The sequence below is a fragment of the Sphingobacterium sp. UBA6317 genome (assembly GCF_002440385.1).
Lineage (GTDB): Bacteria > Bacteroidota > Bacteroidia > Sphingobacteriales > Sphingobacteriaceae > Sphingobacterium > Sphingobacterium multivorum.
In genome coordinates, this window is sequence record NZ_DJTD01000035.1 from 23,920 (window position 1) to 42,178 (window position 18,259).

The following is an 18,259-nucleotide window of genomic DNA, read 5'->3' on the forward strand; positions in this document are numbered from 1 at the left end:
TATGAACATGAAAAGATTATTGACGTATATCGCCCTTGGTACTTTGGCGGTGTCGACAAGTTGTTCCAAGTTTGATGAGATCAATACTAATCCTGAGACACCATCCGTGGTAAAACCTTCCATGTTGGCTACTCGTATAATTTTAAATTTGGTACGTCAACCTTCTACTAAAGGGTTTATGCAGCCTTATATGCTCACCAAAGAAATCGCTTGGACGGAGTTGACGGAGGGATATCAATATAATAGTTTAGGAGAATGGGATATCTCAATGACTTCGATCAACGATGCTCATTTTATGGGAGAGTTTGCAACAAGCGAAAAACTTAAGAACTCTTATAATGGTTTGATGTATTTTGCTCGTGCGATGAAGTTTTACGAGGGGACTATGAGTGTCGGAGATATTCCCTATAAAGATGCATTAAAAGGGGAAACGGATAAAGTTTACTTTCCAAAATATGATACGCAAAAAGATGTTTTTCTGGGTATTTTGAACGAGTTGGAGCTTGCAGATAAGCTCTTTTCGGAAGGTGAAAAATTTGATGGTGATCCATTGTTCGCTGGAGATGTCACGAAATGGCGCAAATTGGTAAACAGCTTTGCATTAAATGTTCTTATTCAATTAAGCAAAAAAGAAAGTGATGCCGATCTGAAGATAAAAGATCGTTTTAAATCAATCTTGACCAGTAAACCGATCTTTGGTAGTAATGCAGATAATTTTCAGGTCGTTCATGAGGACAAAGCCAGCCAAACTTATCCTTTTTATAAGATTAGTAATAGCTTTGTTATTTATCCTATTGTTTCGACAGAGGTTATTGACCGATTGAAACAATATCAAGATAGAAGATTGTTTTATTATGCGAATCCTTCCGCATTACAGATCACAAACGGCAAACAGTCTAATGATTTTAGCGCGTACATAGGGACAGATCCTTCTCTTTCTTTTAGTGAAATTGCTGAGTTAAAGAAGAAAAATGATTATTCTAAATTGAATGACCGTTATACGGAACTAGTTAGTGGTGAACCAACACAACAATACAGTTATGCACATCTATGTTTTGTGATAGCTGAAGCTGCCGCACGGGGCTGGGTTGCCGAATCGTCCGTTAATTGGTATAAGAAAGGAATTGAAGCCGCAATGAAATTTATTGCGGATAATACGCCGAATACGGCTCAATATACTCATAATATGCCATTGGATGCCAACTACATCAATACAGCAGTAGCAACCTATGGAAGTCAATTTCCGGTCGTATTCGAAGCACAACTTGAGGCTATTATGACACAAAAATATTTAGCCAGTTACTTGCAGGGACGTATGACTCCATATTATGATTATAGAAGAACAGGCTATCCTAAATGGAAGATCAATCCAACATCAAGTTTGAATTCAGTCGCGCCGGATAAAATACCGATGCGGTGGCGTTACCCATCATTAGAGTACAATTATAATTCTGCAAATTTGGACGAGGCAATGCAGCGCCAATATAAAGGCAATGATGAGATCAACCAATTGATGTGGCTTTTGAAATAAGTCCTTCGAAAAAAAACAATCCCCGCAGATGAGATCAATCATTTGCGGGGATTTTTGTTAAAAACGTTACATTAAAAACGACAGCGAATGGATATATTCGCCTCAGACCATTGAATTTAGTAGAGAGATAACAAATTTATTTATGGATAGCAGAAGAGATTTTATCAAAAAGGCTTCATTGTTAGCCGGTGTTTTTGGCTTACAGAGTGCTATGCCAGATGCCATACAGCGTGCATTGGCGATTGAACCTATAACAGGAAGTACCTTTTTAGATGCCGAACATATTGTATTATTAATGCAAGAGAATCGTTCTTTTGATCATAGTTTTGGAACACTTCGTGGGGTTCGGGGATTCAATGACCCACGGGCGATTAAATTACCTAATGGTAACCCTGTATGGTTGCAGTCGTCGGCTGCAGGTAAGACTTATTCGCCGTTCCGACTGGATATCAAAAACTCAAACGCTGCCTGGACCGGAAACTTACCACATTCCTGGGAAAACCAGATGGCTGCCCGGAATCAGGGAAAACACGATAACTGGATTGAAGCGAAAAGACCAGGAGGAAAGGTCTTGAGAGAGATTCCGTTGACAATGGGTTATTATACACGGGAGGATATCCCTTTTTATTATGCATTGGCTGATGCCTTTACCATCTGTGACCAGCACTTCTGTTCGTCTATTACAGGTACAACAACCAATAGGCATTTCTTCTGGACGGGAACCTGTGTGCCACATAAAGGGGCGAAGCCATTGGTGCGGAATTCAGATATCTATTTTAACCGTTGGGCACATTGGAAGACTTTTCCGGAACGCTTGGAAGAAGCAGGGATCTCCTGGAAAGTCTACCAAAATGAAGTCAGCATAGAAAGTGGCTTAAACGGTGAGGATCTGTTGGGAAATTTTACAGACAACAATTTGGAATGGTTTGCACAATATCATATTGAATTCAAGAAAAGCCATCTTGATTTTATGCGTAAACGTATTGCTGAATTACCAGCGGAGATTCAAGAACTTGAAAAAGCACTAGCGAATAATAATACCGAGAGTGTACAAAAAACACAGAATAAACTCAAGCAGAAGCAGGAGCAGCTGAATAGCTATCAAAAACATTTGGCACGTCTTACGGATCATGCTTTTCAGCAGCTTCCTAAAGAACAGCGTGCCTTGCATGAACGCGCTTTTCAGACGAATGAGGGTGATTCTTTCTACCGTGAGACAAGCGTGGTGACACATGAAGGTGAAAAGATTACTGTTCCTAAGGGAGATGTTTTACACCAATTTAAACATGATGTGAAATCTGGAAAGTTACCCGCAGTGTCTTGGCTTGTAGCACCACAAAGCTTCTCAGATCACCCGAGCGCCCCTATGTATGGAGCTTGGTATGTATCGGAGCTTTTGAATATTCTGACAGAGAATCCAGAAGTCTGGAAGAAAACCATTTTTATTCTGAACTATGATGAAAATGATGGTTATTTTGACCATATTCCTCCTTTTGTAGCACCTAATCCAGCAGATAGCCATTCAGGAAAGACCTCTCCGGAATTGGATTATAGCGGTGAATATGTGAGTTTAGCACAGGAGCTTGCCGACGGTGAAGAAAAAGATAATGCAACGGAAGGCCCAGTGGGGCTCGGTTACCGCGTACCTTTGATTGTGGCGTCACCTTGGTCAAAAGGCGGTTGGGTCAATTCGGAGATTTGCGATATCACATCGACGATTCAGTTTATGGAGCATTTCTTTGAAAAAAAGTTGGGCAAGCAGGTAAAAGAGGAGAATATCAGCTCTTGGCGCCGGGCCATTACAGGTGATTTGACATCGATATTTCGGAAAGCTGAGGGAGCGAATGCTGTTGATTTGCCTTTCCTTGATCGGAATCAGCAGATTTATGCGATTGATCAAGCGAAATCGAAACCGCTACCTAATAATTTTCATGTTTGGTCGAAAGAGGATGCCGCAGGATTGCGGTCTAAAGGTCATTCCACTTTACTGGCAAGACAGGAGAAAGGTCAGAAAAACTCCAGCGCGTTGGCTTACGAGCTTTATGTCAAAGACTCTTTTGCTAAGGAACACAATCAGATTCATCTGACACTAGAAGTTGGCAATAAGGTATTTGGTAGTAAATCGTTAAATAGCCCATTTAATGTCTATAGTGGCCCGAGTTATAAAGACGGAGTGAAATTTTGGCCATTTGCAGTTGTTGCTGGTCAGGAACTAAGCTTTGACTGGAACTTGGCGGACTTTAAAGATCACCTTTACCATTTGATTGTGTACGGACCTAATGGTTTTATGCGAGGATTTAAAGGACAGGAGGAACCCTTATCTGTTGGAGCGACCTATCAAATCGGGAAGAAAGGTCTTTTGACGGGTAATCTTGTACTGGAGGTCCATAACAAAGGGGAAAAATCATTTCATGTACATGTAGAAGATAATGCTTACAGCACCTGGAAGAAATCTATTGTACTTGCGGCAGGGAAATCTACGAAATGGATTGTGGAATCTCATAAAACCCATGGTTGGTATGATGTGACGCTGCACGTGGAGGGAACCAAATTTATACGTCAGTTCGCTGGTCGCGTAGAAACGGGTAACCATTCGAAAACTGATCCTCAGTTAGGATAATAAGCAAACGATTCATCGATAAGTGGCATCTGTTGGCGGTAATTCTTTAACTATGCGATCCTAGTTCTTCGTTGGACTAGGATCTTTTGTGTGCCTCTATCGGAAGTCAATCATTTCTATTTCTTGGTATCTTTTTCCTGTTGCTATACTTTCCGGAATTTTAATGTTTTTTGGGGAAAATAACGCTCAGTTTGCTACTCCCCAAACCTTATTTTATGTGCATATTTACACTTGTTAATGGGAAAATATCACTTTCGACATGCGCTTTTTCAATCAGCTGACGTAATTCTTTTACTTTCGTTGGGTTTTCCTGGGCAATATTGTGTTGTTCTTTTGGATCTTGTTTGAGATTATATAGTTCGGCTGTAGGTTGGCTACTTGTCACTTTTTGTAAGATAAGTTTCCAATCTCCTTGGCGCAGGGCTTGACGACCCCCATCTTCATGAAATTCCCAGTACAGGTATTGGTGCTGTTTTTGTTGCTTGTTTTTACCTAGCAGCGTTGGTAAAAATGAAATTCCGTCTGTATAATGCGGTTTTTTTGTCCCGGCAAGCTCGACCATCGTCGGCATAATATCCCAAAAAGCACCCAGGTAGTTTGAGGTTTTTCCTTCCGCAACTTTACCATGCCAATAAACAATGAAAGGGGTCTTGATGCCACCTTCATAGAGGTCGCGTTTGTTGCCGCGTAACCCGCCAGAGCTATTGAAAAAATTGGGATCGGCTCCGCCTTCTTTGTGCGATCCGTTGTCGCTTGTAAAAATGATAATTGTATTATCCAATAGCTTGTTTTCGCGTAAACGATCAACAATTTGACCGACATAAGCATCCATACGGCTTACCATACTCGCATACATGGCATGCGGTTTTTCTACCGAAGCGTAACCGGAAACAGTCGCTTGTGGGCCATAGTCATTTCCTTTATGTGGTTTGTCATCAAACCTGTCTGCATATAACTGATAATATTTGTCATCCGGACCCGATAATTCGGCGTGAGGAAGAACTGTAGGTACATAAAGGAAAAAAGGTTTTTCTTTATTTTCATCAATAAATTTCAAGGTCTTTTCTTGAATTAATGCTGGAGCATACTGTCCTTGGGCCATTAAACCATTGCCGTGGAGTTCTATCCTTTCGTTATTATGCCAGAGGTGAGTTGGGTAGTAGCGATGGGATTGACGTTGGCAGTTATAGCCATAGAATTCATCGAATCCTTTTTGATCAGGAGCACCTGTTGTATGGACCATGCCAAGTCCCCATTTGCCAAACGCACCGGTTGTATATCCTGCTTGTTGTAGAAGCATAACGAAAGTTTGTACAGAGTCGGCTAGCGGTTGTTGTCCTTCGGGCTCAATTTCTTTGTTACCCCTTACATAGGTGTGACCAGTATGCTGTCCTGTCATTAAAGATGATCGCGAGGGAGCGCACACCGATGTACCAGCGTAGAAGTTGTCAAATTTCATCCCTTTGGCAGCCAATGAATCGATATGCCTCGTTTCAATTTTTTGCTGACCGTATACACCAAGGTCTCCATAACCAAGATCATCTGCCATAATAAGTACAATATTCGGCCTTTGGTCCTTCTTTTGAGCTATAGCAAGAGAGGCTAGAGTCAAAAAAAGAGATAACATAAAAGATATTTTCATTTGCATTCGGTTATTTCTTAAAATTAATTTTTTTCTTCGCTAAGATTGTCCACTAGTTTATATCGCAGTGCAACTTAATCCATTAAAACAGTCAGGTGGTCCTATTTAATTTTATGGTCCTATTTAATTTTATTTATAATGGTTCGTATGTTCTTTAGAGTAATACTTCTATTTTAAAGAAGTATTACTCTAAAAAGAATGAGCGTTAAATTTAGTCAAAAATATCTTTTTGATTGTATTGGCTCGCACTCGTGGAGGGATAACAACGGTAATGAAAGAGCCTTAATAGGATAATCTGTTCGTTTTTGCTGCCTACGCATACGATTGTGTAATAATTTAGTGTGTGCTATCAATTGTAATCTCCGATATGTTCATATTTATTTTCTAATTTCACCCTAATTTTATGAAAATGCTCTTATGGCCAAATCAATTAAAGAAATAGCACAGGAACTCAATGTGTCTAAATCAACTGTTTCGTTAGTCATCAATCACAAAGCCGAGCGAGCACGCATTAGCAAGGAATTGGAAAGCCGCGTACTTGCATACGTTGAAAAAGTTGGCTATAAACCCAATGCACTCGCTAAGAGTTTAGCAACGGGACGGTCAAATACTATTGGTCTAATTGTAGAGAATATTGGGGATTCTTTTTTTGGTCCATTTGCATTGTATGTAGAGGAATTGTTCCGAAAGAAAAATTATCATGTCCTCTACAGTAGTACGCTTGGAGATTCGCAAAATGCACGCGATATCATCGATTCGATGTTGGAAAAGAAAGTGGAGGGTATTATTTTGGCTCCGACAGTAGATCTGGAAGAATATCAGCGCAAAATATTGGAGCATAAGGTCCCGTTGGTCGTTTTTGATAGAAATTCTCCAACAGTGGAAACCCATTATATACATATTGACAATGAAGTTAGTGGGAAGAATGCATGTGACTATTTGAAATCTATTGGTTGTATAAATTTTGGGCTGGTAACCATCGATTCGGATCAACCACAAATGTTGGCACGTAAACGTGCTTATTTGGAGTTTTGTGACACATACGGAATGGAACCTCGCATATTGCAATTACCTTATCAGCACCTGAAGCAGAAAGGTTCGCGTATGTTGAAAAATTGGGCTGCTAAGCAGATAGGCTTAGATGGTCTATTTTTTACCACAAATTATCTTTGTATTCTCGGATTGAAGGTATTGCGGTCGGCGCCTGAGAATAGCTATAATTTTCCGATGTTTTCTTTTGATGACCATGAATTATTTGATATTTTGAATCCTAAAATTTCCTGTATTCAACAACCATTGGAAGCTCTAGCTAAAACTTGTGTGAAAGTTTTGTTAAAGGAAATAGAGCAAGGGATTTCTACACCAAAAGAATATATCATCTCAACGAAATTGATGCGACGCTAAAATGGGACAGCAAATGAATATATAGAAATTGAATTGTAAAAATCATAAGACGTGTTTGTCCAATTCCAGGTCTTTATTTTGATTTAATATTCTTTTTTATATCTTTACTAATACGTTTTAGTAGAAATATTTTTATATATCCTAAATAATGAAGAAATCTTTAAGTGTTTTTCTAGGGTCGTTATTGTCTTTGGGTTTGTTTTACGCAAAACCGGTTTTGGCTCAGAAATTTAGAGGACAGCAGCTAGAAGCTGTCGATCTTGTTAATCCATTAATGGGTACCGAATCCAAATTTGAGTTGTCCAATGGTAACACCTATCCCTCGATTGCGAGACCTTGGGGAATGAATATGTGGACACCACAAACAGGAAAAAATGGCGACGGATGGCAGTATCAATATACCGCTGATAAGATTCGTGGATTAAAACAGACTCACCAGCCATCACCCTGGATGAATGATTACGGTGTTTTTTCTATCATGCCTGTAACTGGAAAGCCTGTATTTGATCAAGACGAGCGTGCGAGCTGGTTTTCGCATAAAGCGGAGATTGTAAAACCGTATTATTATTCGGTTTATCTAGCGGATCACGATGTGACTGCAGAGATGACACCAACAGAACGCGCAGCCATGTTTAGGATCTCGTTTAATAAAACAGACGATGCTTATATTGTTTTGGATGCTTATGAAAAGGGATCTGAAGTTCAGATTATTCCAGAAAAAAATATGATAATTGGCTATTCTTCGAAATATGCACGCGGTCCACTGCCAGCTAATTTCAAGAATTATTTTGTTTTGGTTTTTGATCAACCTTTTGCAAGTGTCGCTACTTGGGAAGGCAAAGAGAAGAAGGATGGGCAACTTCAGATCAAAGGTGATCACACTGGTGCAATCGTCGGGTTTAAGGTAAAAGACAAAACGAAACCAGTGCAGGTGAAAGTGGCGTCTTCCTTTATCAGTGCCGAACAAGCCTTATTAAACTTAAATGAGTTAGGTAACAAATCTTTTGATCAAATAAAAGAAGACGGACGTCAGATCTGGAATTCGACCTTAGGGAAAATTAAAGTAGAAGGTGATGATATCGATCAGTTGCGCACGTTTTATTCGACCATGTATCGGACTTTATTTTTCCCGAACAAGTTATATGAAATTGATGCGCAAGGAAAGGCTGTACATTACAGTCCATATAATGGAAAAACACTTCCTGGTTATTTATTTGGAGGAACAGGTTTTTGGGACACTTTTAGGGCGTTGTACCCATTCTTAAATTTTATGTATCCTTCCATTAATAAGAAAATGCAGGAAGGTCTTCTCAATGCCTATTTAGAAGGAGGCTTTCTTCCTGAATGGAGCAGTCCGGGGTATGCTGATATCATGGTGGGTAATAACTCTGCTTCGGTGGTTTCGGATGCTTATATGAAGGGATTGCGCGGTTATGATATCAATAAGTTATATGAAGCTTTACAACACGGTGCTAATAACGAAGGACCAATGAGTGCTGTTGGAAGAAAAGGCGTTGAATATTACAATAGTTTGGGTTATGTGCCATATGATGTTAAAATCAATGAAAATGCAGCGCGTACATTGGAATATGCCTATGACGATTTCACGATCTACCAATTGGCAAAAGCATTGAACCGTCCGAAGGCTGAAATTGATTTGTATGCTAAGCGTGCACAGAACTATAAGAATTTATTTGATCCATCGACCAATCTTATGCGTGGAAAGAATAAAGATGGAAAATTCCAAGCTCCTTTTAATCCATTGAAATGGGGTGACGCATTCACAGAAGGAAATAGCTGGCATTATTCGTGGAGCGTATTTCACGATATTCAGGGGCTGATCGATCTGATGGGAGGGGAAAAGACTTTTGTGGGCATGTTGGATTCGGTGTTTGTTCAGTCCCCAGATTTCGACGACAGCTATTATGGTGGTATTATCCATGAAATACGTGAAATGCAAGTTGCGAATATGGGGCAATATGCACATGGTAATCAGCCAATTCAGCATATGCCATATTTGTACAATTACGCTGGCCAACCTTGGAAAACACAATATTGGGTGCGTCAAGTGATGGACCGAATGTATAAGCCTACACCTGATGGCTATTGTGGTGATGAAGATAATGGTCAAACCTCTGCATGGTATGTTTTTTCAGCGCTTGGATTCTATCCTGTTTGTCCGGCGACGGATGAATATGTGCTCGGAGCTCCATTATTTAAAAAAGCGACCCTAACATTTGAAAATGGTAAGACATTGACCATTGATGCTCCAAAGAATTCTACTGAAAATGTATATGTAAATACATTGCAAATGAACGGTAAGGACTATGGTAAAAACTGGTTAAGTCACAAAGCATTGCATGAAGGTGGGACACTTAATTTTGACATGGCGGCAAAGCCTAATTATACGAGGGGAGCGTCCAAAAATTCAGCGCCTTATTCAATGACAACAGATTTGCAAACAAATATCAAGTTGAAATCGAACAAAAAGAAATAATCATTAGGTTATGATAAACTTAAAAAACTTAAAAATCGTTGTTACTGTATTTGGCTTGGTATACTCTTGTTCCCTTTTTGCGCAGGACAACTGGAAACATACCGAAAATGACCGCAAGGTTGCTGTGGATATTGATAGTATCAGTAAAGGTGGTTATACCCTAATTTGGATTAATAAAGACAAAGATTTTAGTGCTTCTTTAAAAGAAAGGCTGGTAGCGGCATATTTTACCAACTATCCTAAACTAGCCAAGAAATATAATAAAAAGACTATAAAAAAGGTCTCTTTTGTTATTGATCCGGACTATAAAGGTGTGGCAGCGACAGCGGGTGGGATTGTCCGTTATAGTCCAGCCTGGTTTGCCAAAAATCCAGGGGATATTGACGTGGTTACCCATGAAGTCATGCATATTGTTCAAGCATACCCCGATGGGGCGGGCCCGTGGTGGATTACGGAAGGGATAGCCGATTTTGTCCGATTTGATGATGGCATAGATAATGCGGGGGCAAACTGGAAGCTGCCAGAATATAACGAAAAGCAGAAATACACCGATTCTTATCGTATTACAGCGCGCTTTTTGTACTGGATCAATCTACATGTAAAGAAGGATTTTGTCAAAAAATTGGATGCAGCGATGCGTAGCAAAAGCTATAGTGATGCTTTTTGGAAAGTGGAGACGGGTAAAACTATTGATGAGCTATGGGCCGATTATAGCCAAAATCCCACACTATAATTCATAAGCGATGAATATCAGAAGTTTAGTCTTTTTGGGATTAATTAGTGTCCCATATCTATTAAAGGCACAAGAAACTAAATTAGTTCAGTATGTCAAACCACTCATCGGAACGGCGAAGATGGGACATACTTTTCCGGGGGCGACAGTTCCATTCGGTGCTGTACAATTAAGTCCTGATACGGATACATTATCTTATGCTGTCAATGGACGGTACAACGGTGATGTTTATAAATATTGTGCTGGTTATCAGTATGATGATCCGACGATTGTCGGGTTTAGTCATACACATTTTAGTGGCACTGGTCACTCCGATCTTGGTGATATACAGATCATGCCGACACAAGGAAAAGTTCAATTGAATCCGGGTACAGCTGATCGACCGCAAGACGGTTATCGATCATCCTACTCACATGCCAATGAGCGAGCTGAGGCCAATTATTACAGTGTTCTACTGGATAAACATCAGATTAAGGCTGAATTAACGACTACAACACGTGTAGGGCTCCACCGTTATACATTCAAAGAGTCTGACGCTTCACATCTTATCGTAGATCTAACTGCTGGGATTTATAATTATGATGGCAAGAATGTTTGGACCGTTGTCAAGGTATTGAACGATTCAACACTGGTAGGCTACCGTCAAACAAACGGTTGGTCGAGAACGCGCACCGTATACTTTGCAATAAAGACCTCAAAAGCTTTTAAGAATTATGGCGCCAAGTATGAAGATGGAAAATCTGTGTATAATGGTTTCTGGCGTAAGTTTGATCAACAAAATAATTTCCCCGACCTTGCAGCGCACAATATTAAGCTACACTTGGATTTTGATACAAAAGCACAAGAATCCATCCTTCTGAAAGTAGCTTTAAGTCCAGTAAGCATGAAGAATGCATTGGCCAATATGGAGGCTGAGGCTCCGGACTGGAATTTTGATGGCTACGTTAAGAAAGGCCAAGAAGCTTGGGAAAAGGAGCTGCATAAGATAGAAGCTGAAATGTTGAACAAGGAAGACCTGGTCAATTTTTATACAGCCATGTACCATGCAAGCTTAATGCCGACAGTCTATATGGATACGAATGGTGAATATAAAGGCTTGGATCAGGAGGTGCACCGCGCCAAAGGTTTTACGAATTATACTTCATTTTCGCTGTGGGATACTTATCGGGCTTTTCATCCGCTGTTGAATTTAATTAACCCTTCTCGTAATGCTGATATTGTAGCATCCATGATGGCTCATTATGACCAGAATGTATTGAAGATGTTGCCGATTTGGTCGCATTATGCGAATGATAATTGGTGCATGAGCGGCTATCATTCGGTGTCTGTTATTGTTGATGCAATACTTAAGGGCATTTACAAAGGCGATGCAGGAGCCGCACTAGCGGCTTGCGTACAAACGGCAAATACACGTCAGTATGAGGGAATCGGCGCTTACATTGATAAGGGGTATGTTCCTGCAGATGTATCGGGAACATCTGTTTCTAATACATTGGAATATGCGTATGACGATTGGTGTATAGCGCAATTAGCGAAAAAATTGGGAAAAGAGGATATTTACACGACCTTTTCCAAAAGGGCTGAAAGTTGGAAATCACTCTATGATTCCGCTATTGGATTTATGCGTCCGAAGAATTCAGCGGGTAAATTTCAGGAGAAATTCGATGTTTTGGATACACATGGGCAAGGATTTATTGAAGGTAATTCATGGAATTACAGCCTGTATGTACCGCATCAACCTACTGAAATGATGGCATTAATGGGAGGCAAAAAACGTTTAGAGTCTTATTTGGATTCACTGTTTACCATGGAATTACCGGATAAATATTTTGAACATACGGAGGATATTACCCGGGATGGTATTATCGGAAATTACGTGCACGGAAATGAACCTTCCCATCATGTGGCATACTTATACAATATAACCAAGAGTCCCTGGAAAACTCAGGCACGTGTAAGACAAATCATACGGAATCAGTATCATAATGGTCATGCGGGCTTAGGGGGAAATGATGACTGTGGACAAATGTCTGCTTGGTATTTATTTACTGCATTAGGCTTCTATCCTGTGGCACCTGGGGAAGATAATTATTGGATTGGCAGTCCTTTGGTCAAATCGGCAAAGGTTAATCTTGAAAATGGACGCAGTCTTTCCATAGTTGCCCGTAACCAGTCTGAGAAGAATGTTTACGTTAAATCCGTTTCTTTAAATGGGCGGAAATTGGCTGATTTTCTATTACCTTATAGCAGCATTATAAATGGCGGTGAATTAATCTTTGAGATGAGTAATAAACCGAACAAATAATAGTCTGTTTGCAAAAATGAGACGGTCAGGTGTATATAAATGGATAGCTATCTGTTGCTTAGTTTTGTTTTTGATATTACAGTATCTCATGATTGCAAGATCATATGAGATCAAAAGAGGCGAACTATTTCAAAAAGAAAAAAAGGAAATTAAGGTTGTTTACGATAAGCATATTTCCAACGATAAGATATTCCCGGGCGGACAGAAACTTGTCGATTCAACCTTAATGCCTCATTTAGTTCGTCTGAGATCTTATTATCAAGACGATAGAAATGCTTTCAATAGTCTGAAAGATAGTATCGCGAAGACCTTGATAATGAGGCTTCGAAATCATCCTGCGATGGATAGCCTATTCCAGGTCATCAGATCCGAAGTCAATTTGGGTGAAGGCTTTGGTTATGCCATTGTGTTGAGAGATATTTCGGTGACTTTTGATGCGAAGACCTTTATACCAATCCTGGACTTTGGCAAAGATCAACATATTCCTATTGGAGGGGAATTTCGGTTTATTGACAAAGACAATATCGTATCGTCGATTGCAATAACCGCAAATAGTAAGATGTCGAACCGTGTGGCTTTTACGTTGTATGTTGGGAATATTGATACAAATTTTTCTGTATTAAAAGCCATTTTACCATTATTATTACTATCGGGCTGCTGTATAATTGGTATTGTTTGGTTGTATTTGATGACATATAGTAGCTGGATAAAGCAAAAAAGAATGGCAGAAATGGCTTCCGACTTTATTAACAATGTCACACATGAGTTCAATACACCATTGACAACCATACGAATTGGTTTAACCAATTTGGCGGTAAAAGTTTCGAAAGATGATAAGTTAAAAATGTCAACAACTTTGGACACCTTGATGCGTCAGATAAACCGTTTGGATCGATTAGTTAACAAAGCGATTGATTTGAGTGTGTTTAATCAAGAAGAGGTGAGTCTAGAGGAACACTTTTTGGTAGAACTTATGGATCAATTAGAACAAGATCTTGCGATTTTAGTATCAGAAAGTGCGACGATTCAAATCTTAGTGGATCAAAACGTTAAAGAGGCTAGGGTGCTTGTCAACCCATTTATGTTTGTTACCGCGGTAAACAATTTGGTCGATAATGGCCTGAAGTATAATAAAGAGCGAATAAAGCATATTCATATTCGTTTGAGTATTGGCGCTAGAGATACGGTGGTGATGACTGTACAAGACAATGGAATAGGTATTTCACATAACCAATTGCCGTATATTTTCACGAAGGGATATCGGGGTAAACAAGAAGCTTCTTCAAATGGGCTGGGCCTGGGGCTTTTTTTCGTAAAGGAAGTCATGCGGATTCATAGATGGAAAATTGACGTTAAATCAGATACCCAACCTGGAACAATATTTTCTATTTCAATACCAATAATAAAATAGATGATACCAAAATATGGACATATATTGCTGATTGAAGATGATCTTGATTTAGCGACAATGCTCATAGATTATCTGTCAAATTTCGGATTTGATGTTAGTCATGCAATGTCTGCTGAAGAGGGAATATCTTATTATAAGATTAATAAATATGATATCCTTGTAGTAGATATACAACTTCCCAACTGGGATGGGTTTCAATTCGTTGAATATATTTCTCAGTTAAATAAAAACCAGTTTGTGCTTTTTCTTACAGCAAGACTGTCTAAACCAGATCGATTAAAGGGCCTCCGTCTAGGGGGCAATGATTACATAACAAAACCGTTTGATGTTGAAGAATTGTCTCTGAAACTTCAAAATTATATGGTTAAGCAGCCTGTTGTTTGTCAATTACAACTCAATATTGGTGACATTAAACTTGACCGTAATTTACTTGCAATAGAATTTAATGATAAATCTCGGCAGGTTGTATCACCACGTGAATTTGAACTTTGGACTTTCTTAGCAAGCAAACCGAATATTGTTTTGAAAAGAGAAGAGATCTTACTTGCTCTTTGGGGAGATAACGATTATTTTTTGGGACGAAGTCTTGATGTTTTTATATGCAAGATTAGAAAAATGCTGAAAAGATCGCGGTATGTTGCTATTAAAACTGTTTATAAGGTGGGATTTATTTTAGAGGTCGATTTCAATAATTGTCATTAACAATCGATTAACAACTTTCTCTTTTCTTTCTTTTTAATTTTACTAAAACGAATTAGTTTATCAGCTTAAGGTTGATTTCTTTGGAGATGTTCATTCCAAAGGAATAACTAATTGATGACCAATTTTTGTATTAGTAAACCAATCATTAATTATTATTTATGAAAAGAAAGGTAATTCCATTATTTTTTACGCTTTCGGTGTGTAGCACGTTCAATTTGTGGACCGAATTGAAAGCTGCGTCTATCCACTTCAGTTTCCAACAAGAGGGTATTATTGTAGAGGGAACAGTTTTAAACAGTTCGACAGGGAAAGTTTTGCAAGGTGTCACCATTGTGGTTAAGGCGAGTGGCAAATCAACGAAAACAGATGCATCAGGTCGATATCGAATAGAAATTCCCTATAAGGATGCGGTATTGACCTTCTCGTATATTGGTTTTCAGCCTCAACAAATTGTGGCGGGCGGAAGGTCAACGTTACAGGTTAGCCTAGTAGAAGATGTAAAAGCACTAGAGGATGTTGTGGTTGTTGGATACACAACACAGAAGAAAAGAAATGTTGTTGGCGCCGTCGCAACGATTACGACTAAGGATCTTGTACAGAGTCCTGCAGCAAATATTAATAACATGCTTGCAGGAAGATTACCAGGACTGGTTGTCAACCAATATGCTGGAGGAGAGCCAGGAGTAGATCGTTCAGAATTGTTTATTCGTGGTAAGTCAACTTATGGTAATCAATCCCCCATTGTAATTGTGGATGGAATTGAACGCGATATGAGCTATTTGGCTCCAGACGAAATTGAGACTGTTTCCATTTTGAAGGATGCAGCAGCTACGGCACCCTACGGAATTCGTGGAGCGAATGGGGTTATCGTTGTTACTACAAAACGAGGACAATCCGCCGATAAAGCAACCGTAGACTTCAAAGCGTCGTATGGCCTAAATACGCCCGCACAATTGCCTATGCTTTTGGGATCTGCAGATTACGCGACTCTCTACAATGAAGCGTTAATGAATGATGCGAAGCGGTCTGGTGGAAATATCGATAACTTGAAATTATTTAGTCAGGATGCTATAGACAATTTTCGAAGGGCAAAGGGTGATAATTCGGACGGGTTAGGTTATAACTGGGACTATTTCGATTATATTTTTAGAACTGCACCTCAGCACGAATATAATCTATCAATAAGGGGTGGTAATGATATTGCGAAATATTTTGTGATGGGCGGTTATATGGGACAAGATAATAATTATGACCATGTTGACTTATCTAAATATAATGTCTCTCCTAAATTTCAGCGCTATAATTTTAGGTCCAATATTGATGTCAACATTACTAAAAACTTGTGGGTAAAACTCAATTTAGGTGCTCGTATTACCAATCGAACTTCACCTGGAACTTCCGCAAGTAGATTGATGACTCTAGCAATGACACAGCCCCCGTATTTACCCATCATTCTCGAACCCAATAGCCAACCTTCTACACAGGGATATCTGCTGAATAATCCCTCGGGCTTGTTGTTTGGTAATCAAATTTACCGATTTAATGTTCTTGGGGAGTTGACTAGGTCAGGATATCATACAGAAAAAAACACCTATTTGGAAGGAAGTTTCGCTGCCGGCTGGAATATGGATTTTATTACCAAGGGACTTTCTGTTGACGGAATATTTTCCTATGATGCTAGAGAGCAACAATGGGTCAGACGCGAGCTGGGTACCTATAGTGAAGGATATAGGGTATATCCCAATTATGCGACTTTTCAGCCTACAGATGGTATCGATCTTTTTATGAATCCGCAATACTATGAGGGTACTTATAAAAATGGGAACAAATATAGGGTAGATCAAACTGTTGGAAATTCATTTACACAAAGTAGTCCTTTTAATAGAACTTTCATTCAAGGAAAAATAAACTATAACCGTCTATTTAAAGATAAACACAATGTTACTGGAATGTTGCTTTTCAATCGCTCGAGCCAGTCTGTCTATGATGCGGCGAATTCAAGAGCCAGTGTTGATATCCGTTATCAAGGTATGACAGGACAGTTTACCTATAATTATCTAGAAAAATATTTGGCGGAATTTAACTTTGGTTACAATGGATCCGAAAATTTTATAGAGGGAAAACGTTATGGATTTTTCCCGGCTGGAGCATTGGGTTGGGTGGTTAGCAAGGAGAAATTTATGTCGAATACCAAAGACTGGCTTAGCTTTTTAAAGCTGAGGGCCTCGATGGGGCTTGTGGGTAATGATAAAATGCCAGGTGACGCTCGATTCGGATATCTCGCATTTTTTCAGGGAGGAGATGGTTATAGTTTTGGGGAACAGAATTTTAACAATGGACTAAGTGGCCTTCGTGAAGGACGCCTGGCAAACGAAAATATAACATGGGAGAAATCTAGAAAAACCAATATCGGTCTTGATATGGGCTTTTTAAAGAATAAGATGAACTTTAGTATTGATGTTTTTGAAGATTATCGTTATGATATTATTACTGAACTGGGGGCGGATGACATTGGTTTTCCTGGCGTAGTTGGTAAAGGCTCTCCGCTGATCAATATTGGAAAGGTCCGCAACCGTGGTATTGATATTGAGATGAGTTATTCAGATATGATTGGGGATAATTTCAGATTTTCTCTAAAACCTAATTTCACCTTTTCTAGAAATAAGTTGATCTACCGACAAGAGGTGCCACGACAATATGAATACAGACAAGCAACGGGGAAACGACTTTATGAAAATTTTGTCTATGTTTTCGATCACTTCGTTAGAGATCAGGCCGAGGCGGACAAATTAAATCAGAGTAATTTTCAACCTTGGGGAACAGTAGGACCTGGCGACGTCGTATATAAGGATTTGAATGGTGATGGTAAAATTACAGATTTAGGGGATCGCACAGTGATGGGAAATCCTAGGAGCCCGGAGATTCAATTTGGTTTACCAATATCGCTGCAATACAAGGGTTTTGATTTTAGTCTTTTGTTTCAAGGAGCGTTAAATTCTTCAATTTTATTGAAAGATGCGGCTGTATGGGATTTCCCGACTTTTGATCAAGATAAACTCGGCTCCGTTCGACCAATTCATATGGGACGTTGGACACCGGAAACGGCCGAAACTGCAACTTACCCCGCTTTACATATAGGTAATTCTGAAAATAATAAAAATAGCAATAGTAGTCTATTTTTATATGATGCTAAATATTTAAGACTTAAAAATATAGAGATCGGTTATAATTTGCCGAAAGATCTTATTAAAAGAATTGGTTTAAATCAATTACGCGTTTATGCGCAAGGGATGAACCTATTTACCTGGTCAGGTTTAAAGGATTTAAGTATAGATCCTGAAATGGGAAATACGAGCGGTTATTGGTACCCGATTCTAAAAGTCTACAACTTTGGAATAAATCTTAATTTCTAAC

Annotated in this window: 10 protein-coding genes; 9 read left to right on the forward strand and 1 reads right to left on the reverse strand. The window is 39.3% G+C overall.

Translation table 11 applies throughout. From position 1 onward, the window contains the following. Nucleotides 1-7: 7 nt before the first annotated feature. Nucleotides 8-1,531: a SusD/RagB family nutrient-binding outer membrane lipoprotein gene (locus B3E92_RS10545; RefSeq protein ID WP_286896668.1), complete on the forward strand. Its 1,524-nt coding sequence runs from the start codon at nt 8-10 to the stop codon at nt 1,529-1,531. Between the two features lie 142 nt (nt 1,532-1,673). Then, on the forward strand, nt 1,674-4,151 hold the full coding sequence (locus B3E92_RS10550) for a phosphocholine-specific phospholipase C (protein ID WP_286896671.1): 2,478 nt from the start codon (nt 1,674-1,676) through the stop codon (nt 4,149-4,151). Between the two features lie 208 nt (nt 4,152-4,359). On the opposite strand, the gene B3E92_RS10555 is transcribed toward B3E92_RS10550, so the two are convergent. Continuing rightward, entirely contained in the window at nt 4,360-5,793 is a 1,434-nt protein-coding gene (locus B3E92_RS10555) for an arylsulfatase (RefSeq protein WP_286896673.1), read from the reverse strand. 417 nt (nt 5,794-6,210) lie between these two features. Between B3E92_RS10555 and B3E92_RS10560 the strand changes: the two genes are divergently transcribed. The 7 genes from B3E92_RS10560 (at nt 6,211) to B3E92_RS10590 (ending at nt 18,258) form a co-directional block, all read left to right on the forward strand. Next, nucleotides 6,211-7,197, forward strand: coding sequence for a LacI family DNA-binding transcriptional regulator (locus tag B3E92_RS10560; RefSeq protein WP_115046897.1), 987 nt, complete (start codon nt 6,211-6,213; stop codon nt 7,195-7,197). Nucleotides 7,198-7,345: 148 nt separating this feature from the next. Then, on the forward strand, nt 7,346-9,694 hold the full coding sequence (locus B3E92_RS10565; RefSeq protein WP_286896678.1) for a GH92 family glycosyl hydrolase: 2,349 nt from the start codon (nt 7,346-7,348) through the stop codon (nt 9,692-9,694). Between the two features lie 10 nt (nt 9,695-9,704). Next, nucleotides 9,705-10,427 carry a basic secretory protein-like protein gene (locus B3E92_RS10570; RefSeq protein WP_046674733.1) on the forward strand — a complete coding sequence of 241 codons (723 nt, stop codon included), beginning with the start codon at nt 9,705-9,707 and terminating at the stop codon, nt 10,425-10,427. A 10-nt stretch (nt 10,428-10,437) separates the two neighbouring features. Then, nucleotides 10,438-12,732 (forward strand): GH92 family glycosyl hydrolase, encoded by a 2,295-nt coding sequence (locus tag B3E92_RS10575; RefSeq protein ID WP_115046902.1) that lies wholly within the window; start codon nt 10,438-10,440, stop codon nt 12,730-12,732. Between the two features lie 88 nt (nt 12,733-12,820). Continuing rightward, entirely contained in the window at nt 12,821-14,143 is a 1,323-nt protein-coding gene (locus B3E92_RS10580; RefSeq protein WP_167450447.1) for a sensor histidine kinase, read from the forward strand. Next, entirely contained in the window at nt 14,144-14,845 is a 702-nt protein-coding gene (locus tag B3E92_RS10585) for a response regulator transcription factor (protein ID WP_070561748.1), read from the forward strand. A gap of 158 nt (nt 14,846-15,003) precedes the next feature. Next, nucleotides 15,004-18,258, forward strand: a complete 3,255-nt coding sequence (locus B3E92_RS10590; RefSeq protein ID WP_286727353.1) for a SusC/RagA family TonB-linked outer membrane protein — start codon at nt 15,004-15,006, stop codon at nt 18,256-18,258. The last annotated feature ends 1 nt before the right edge of the window (nt 18,259 follow it).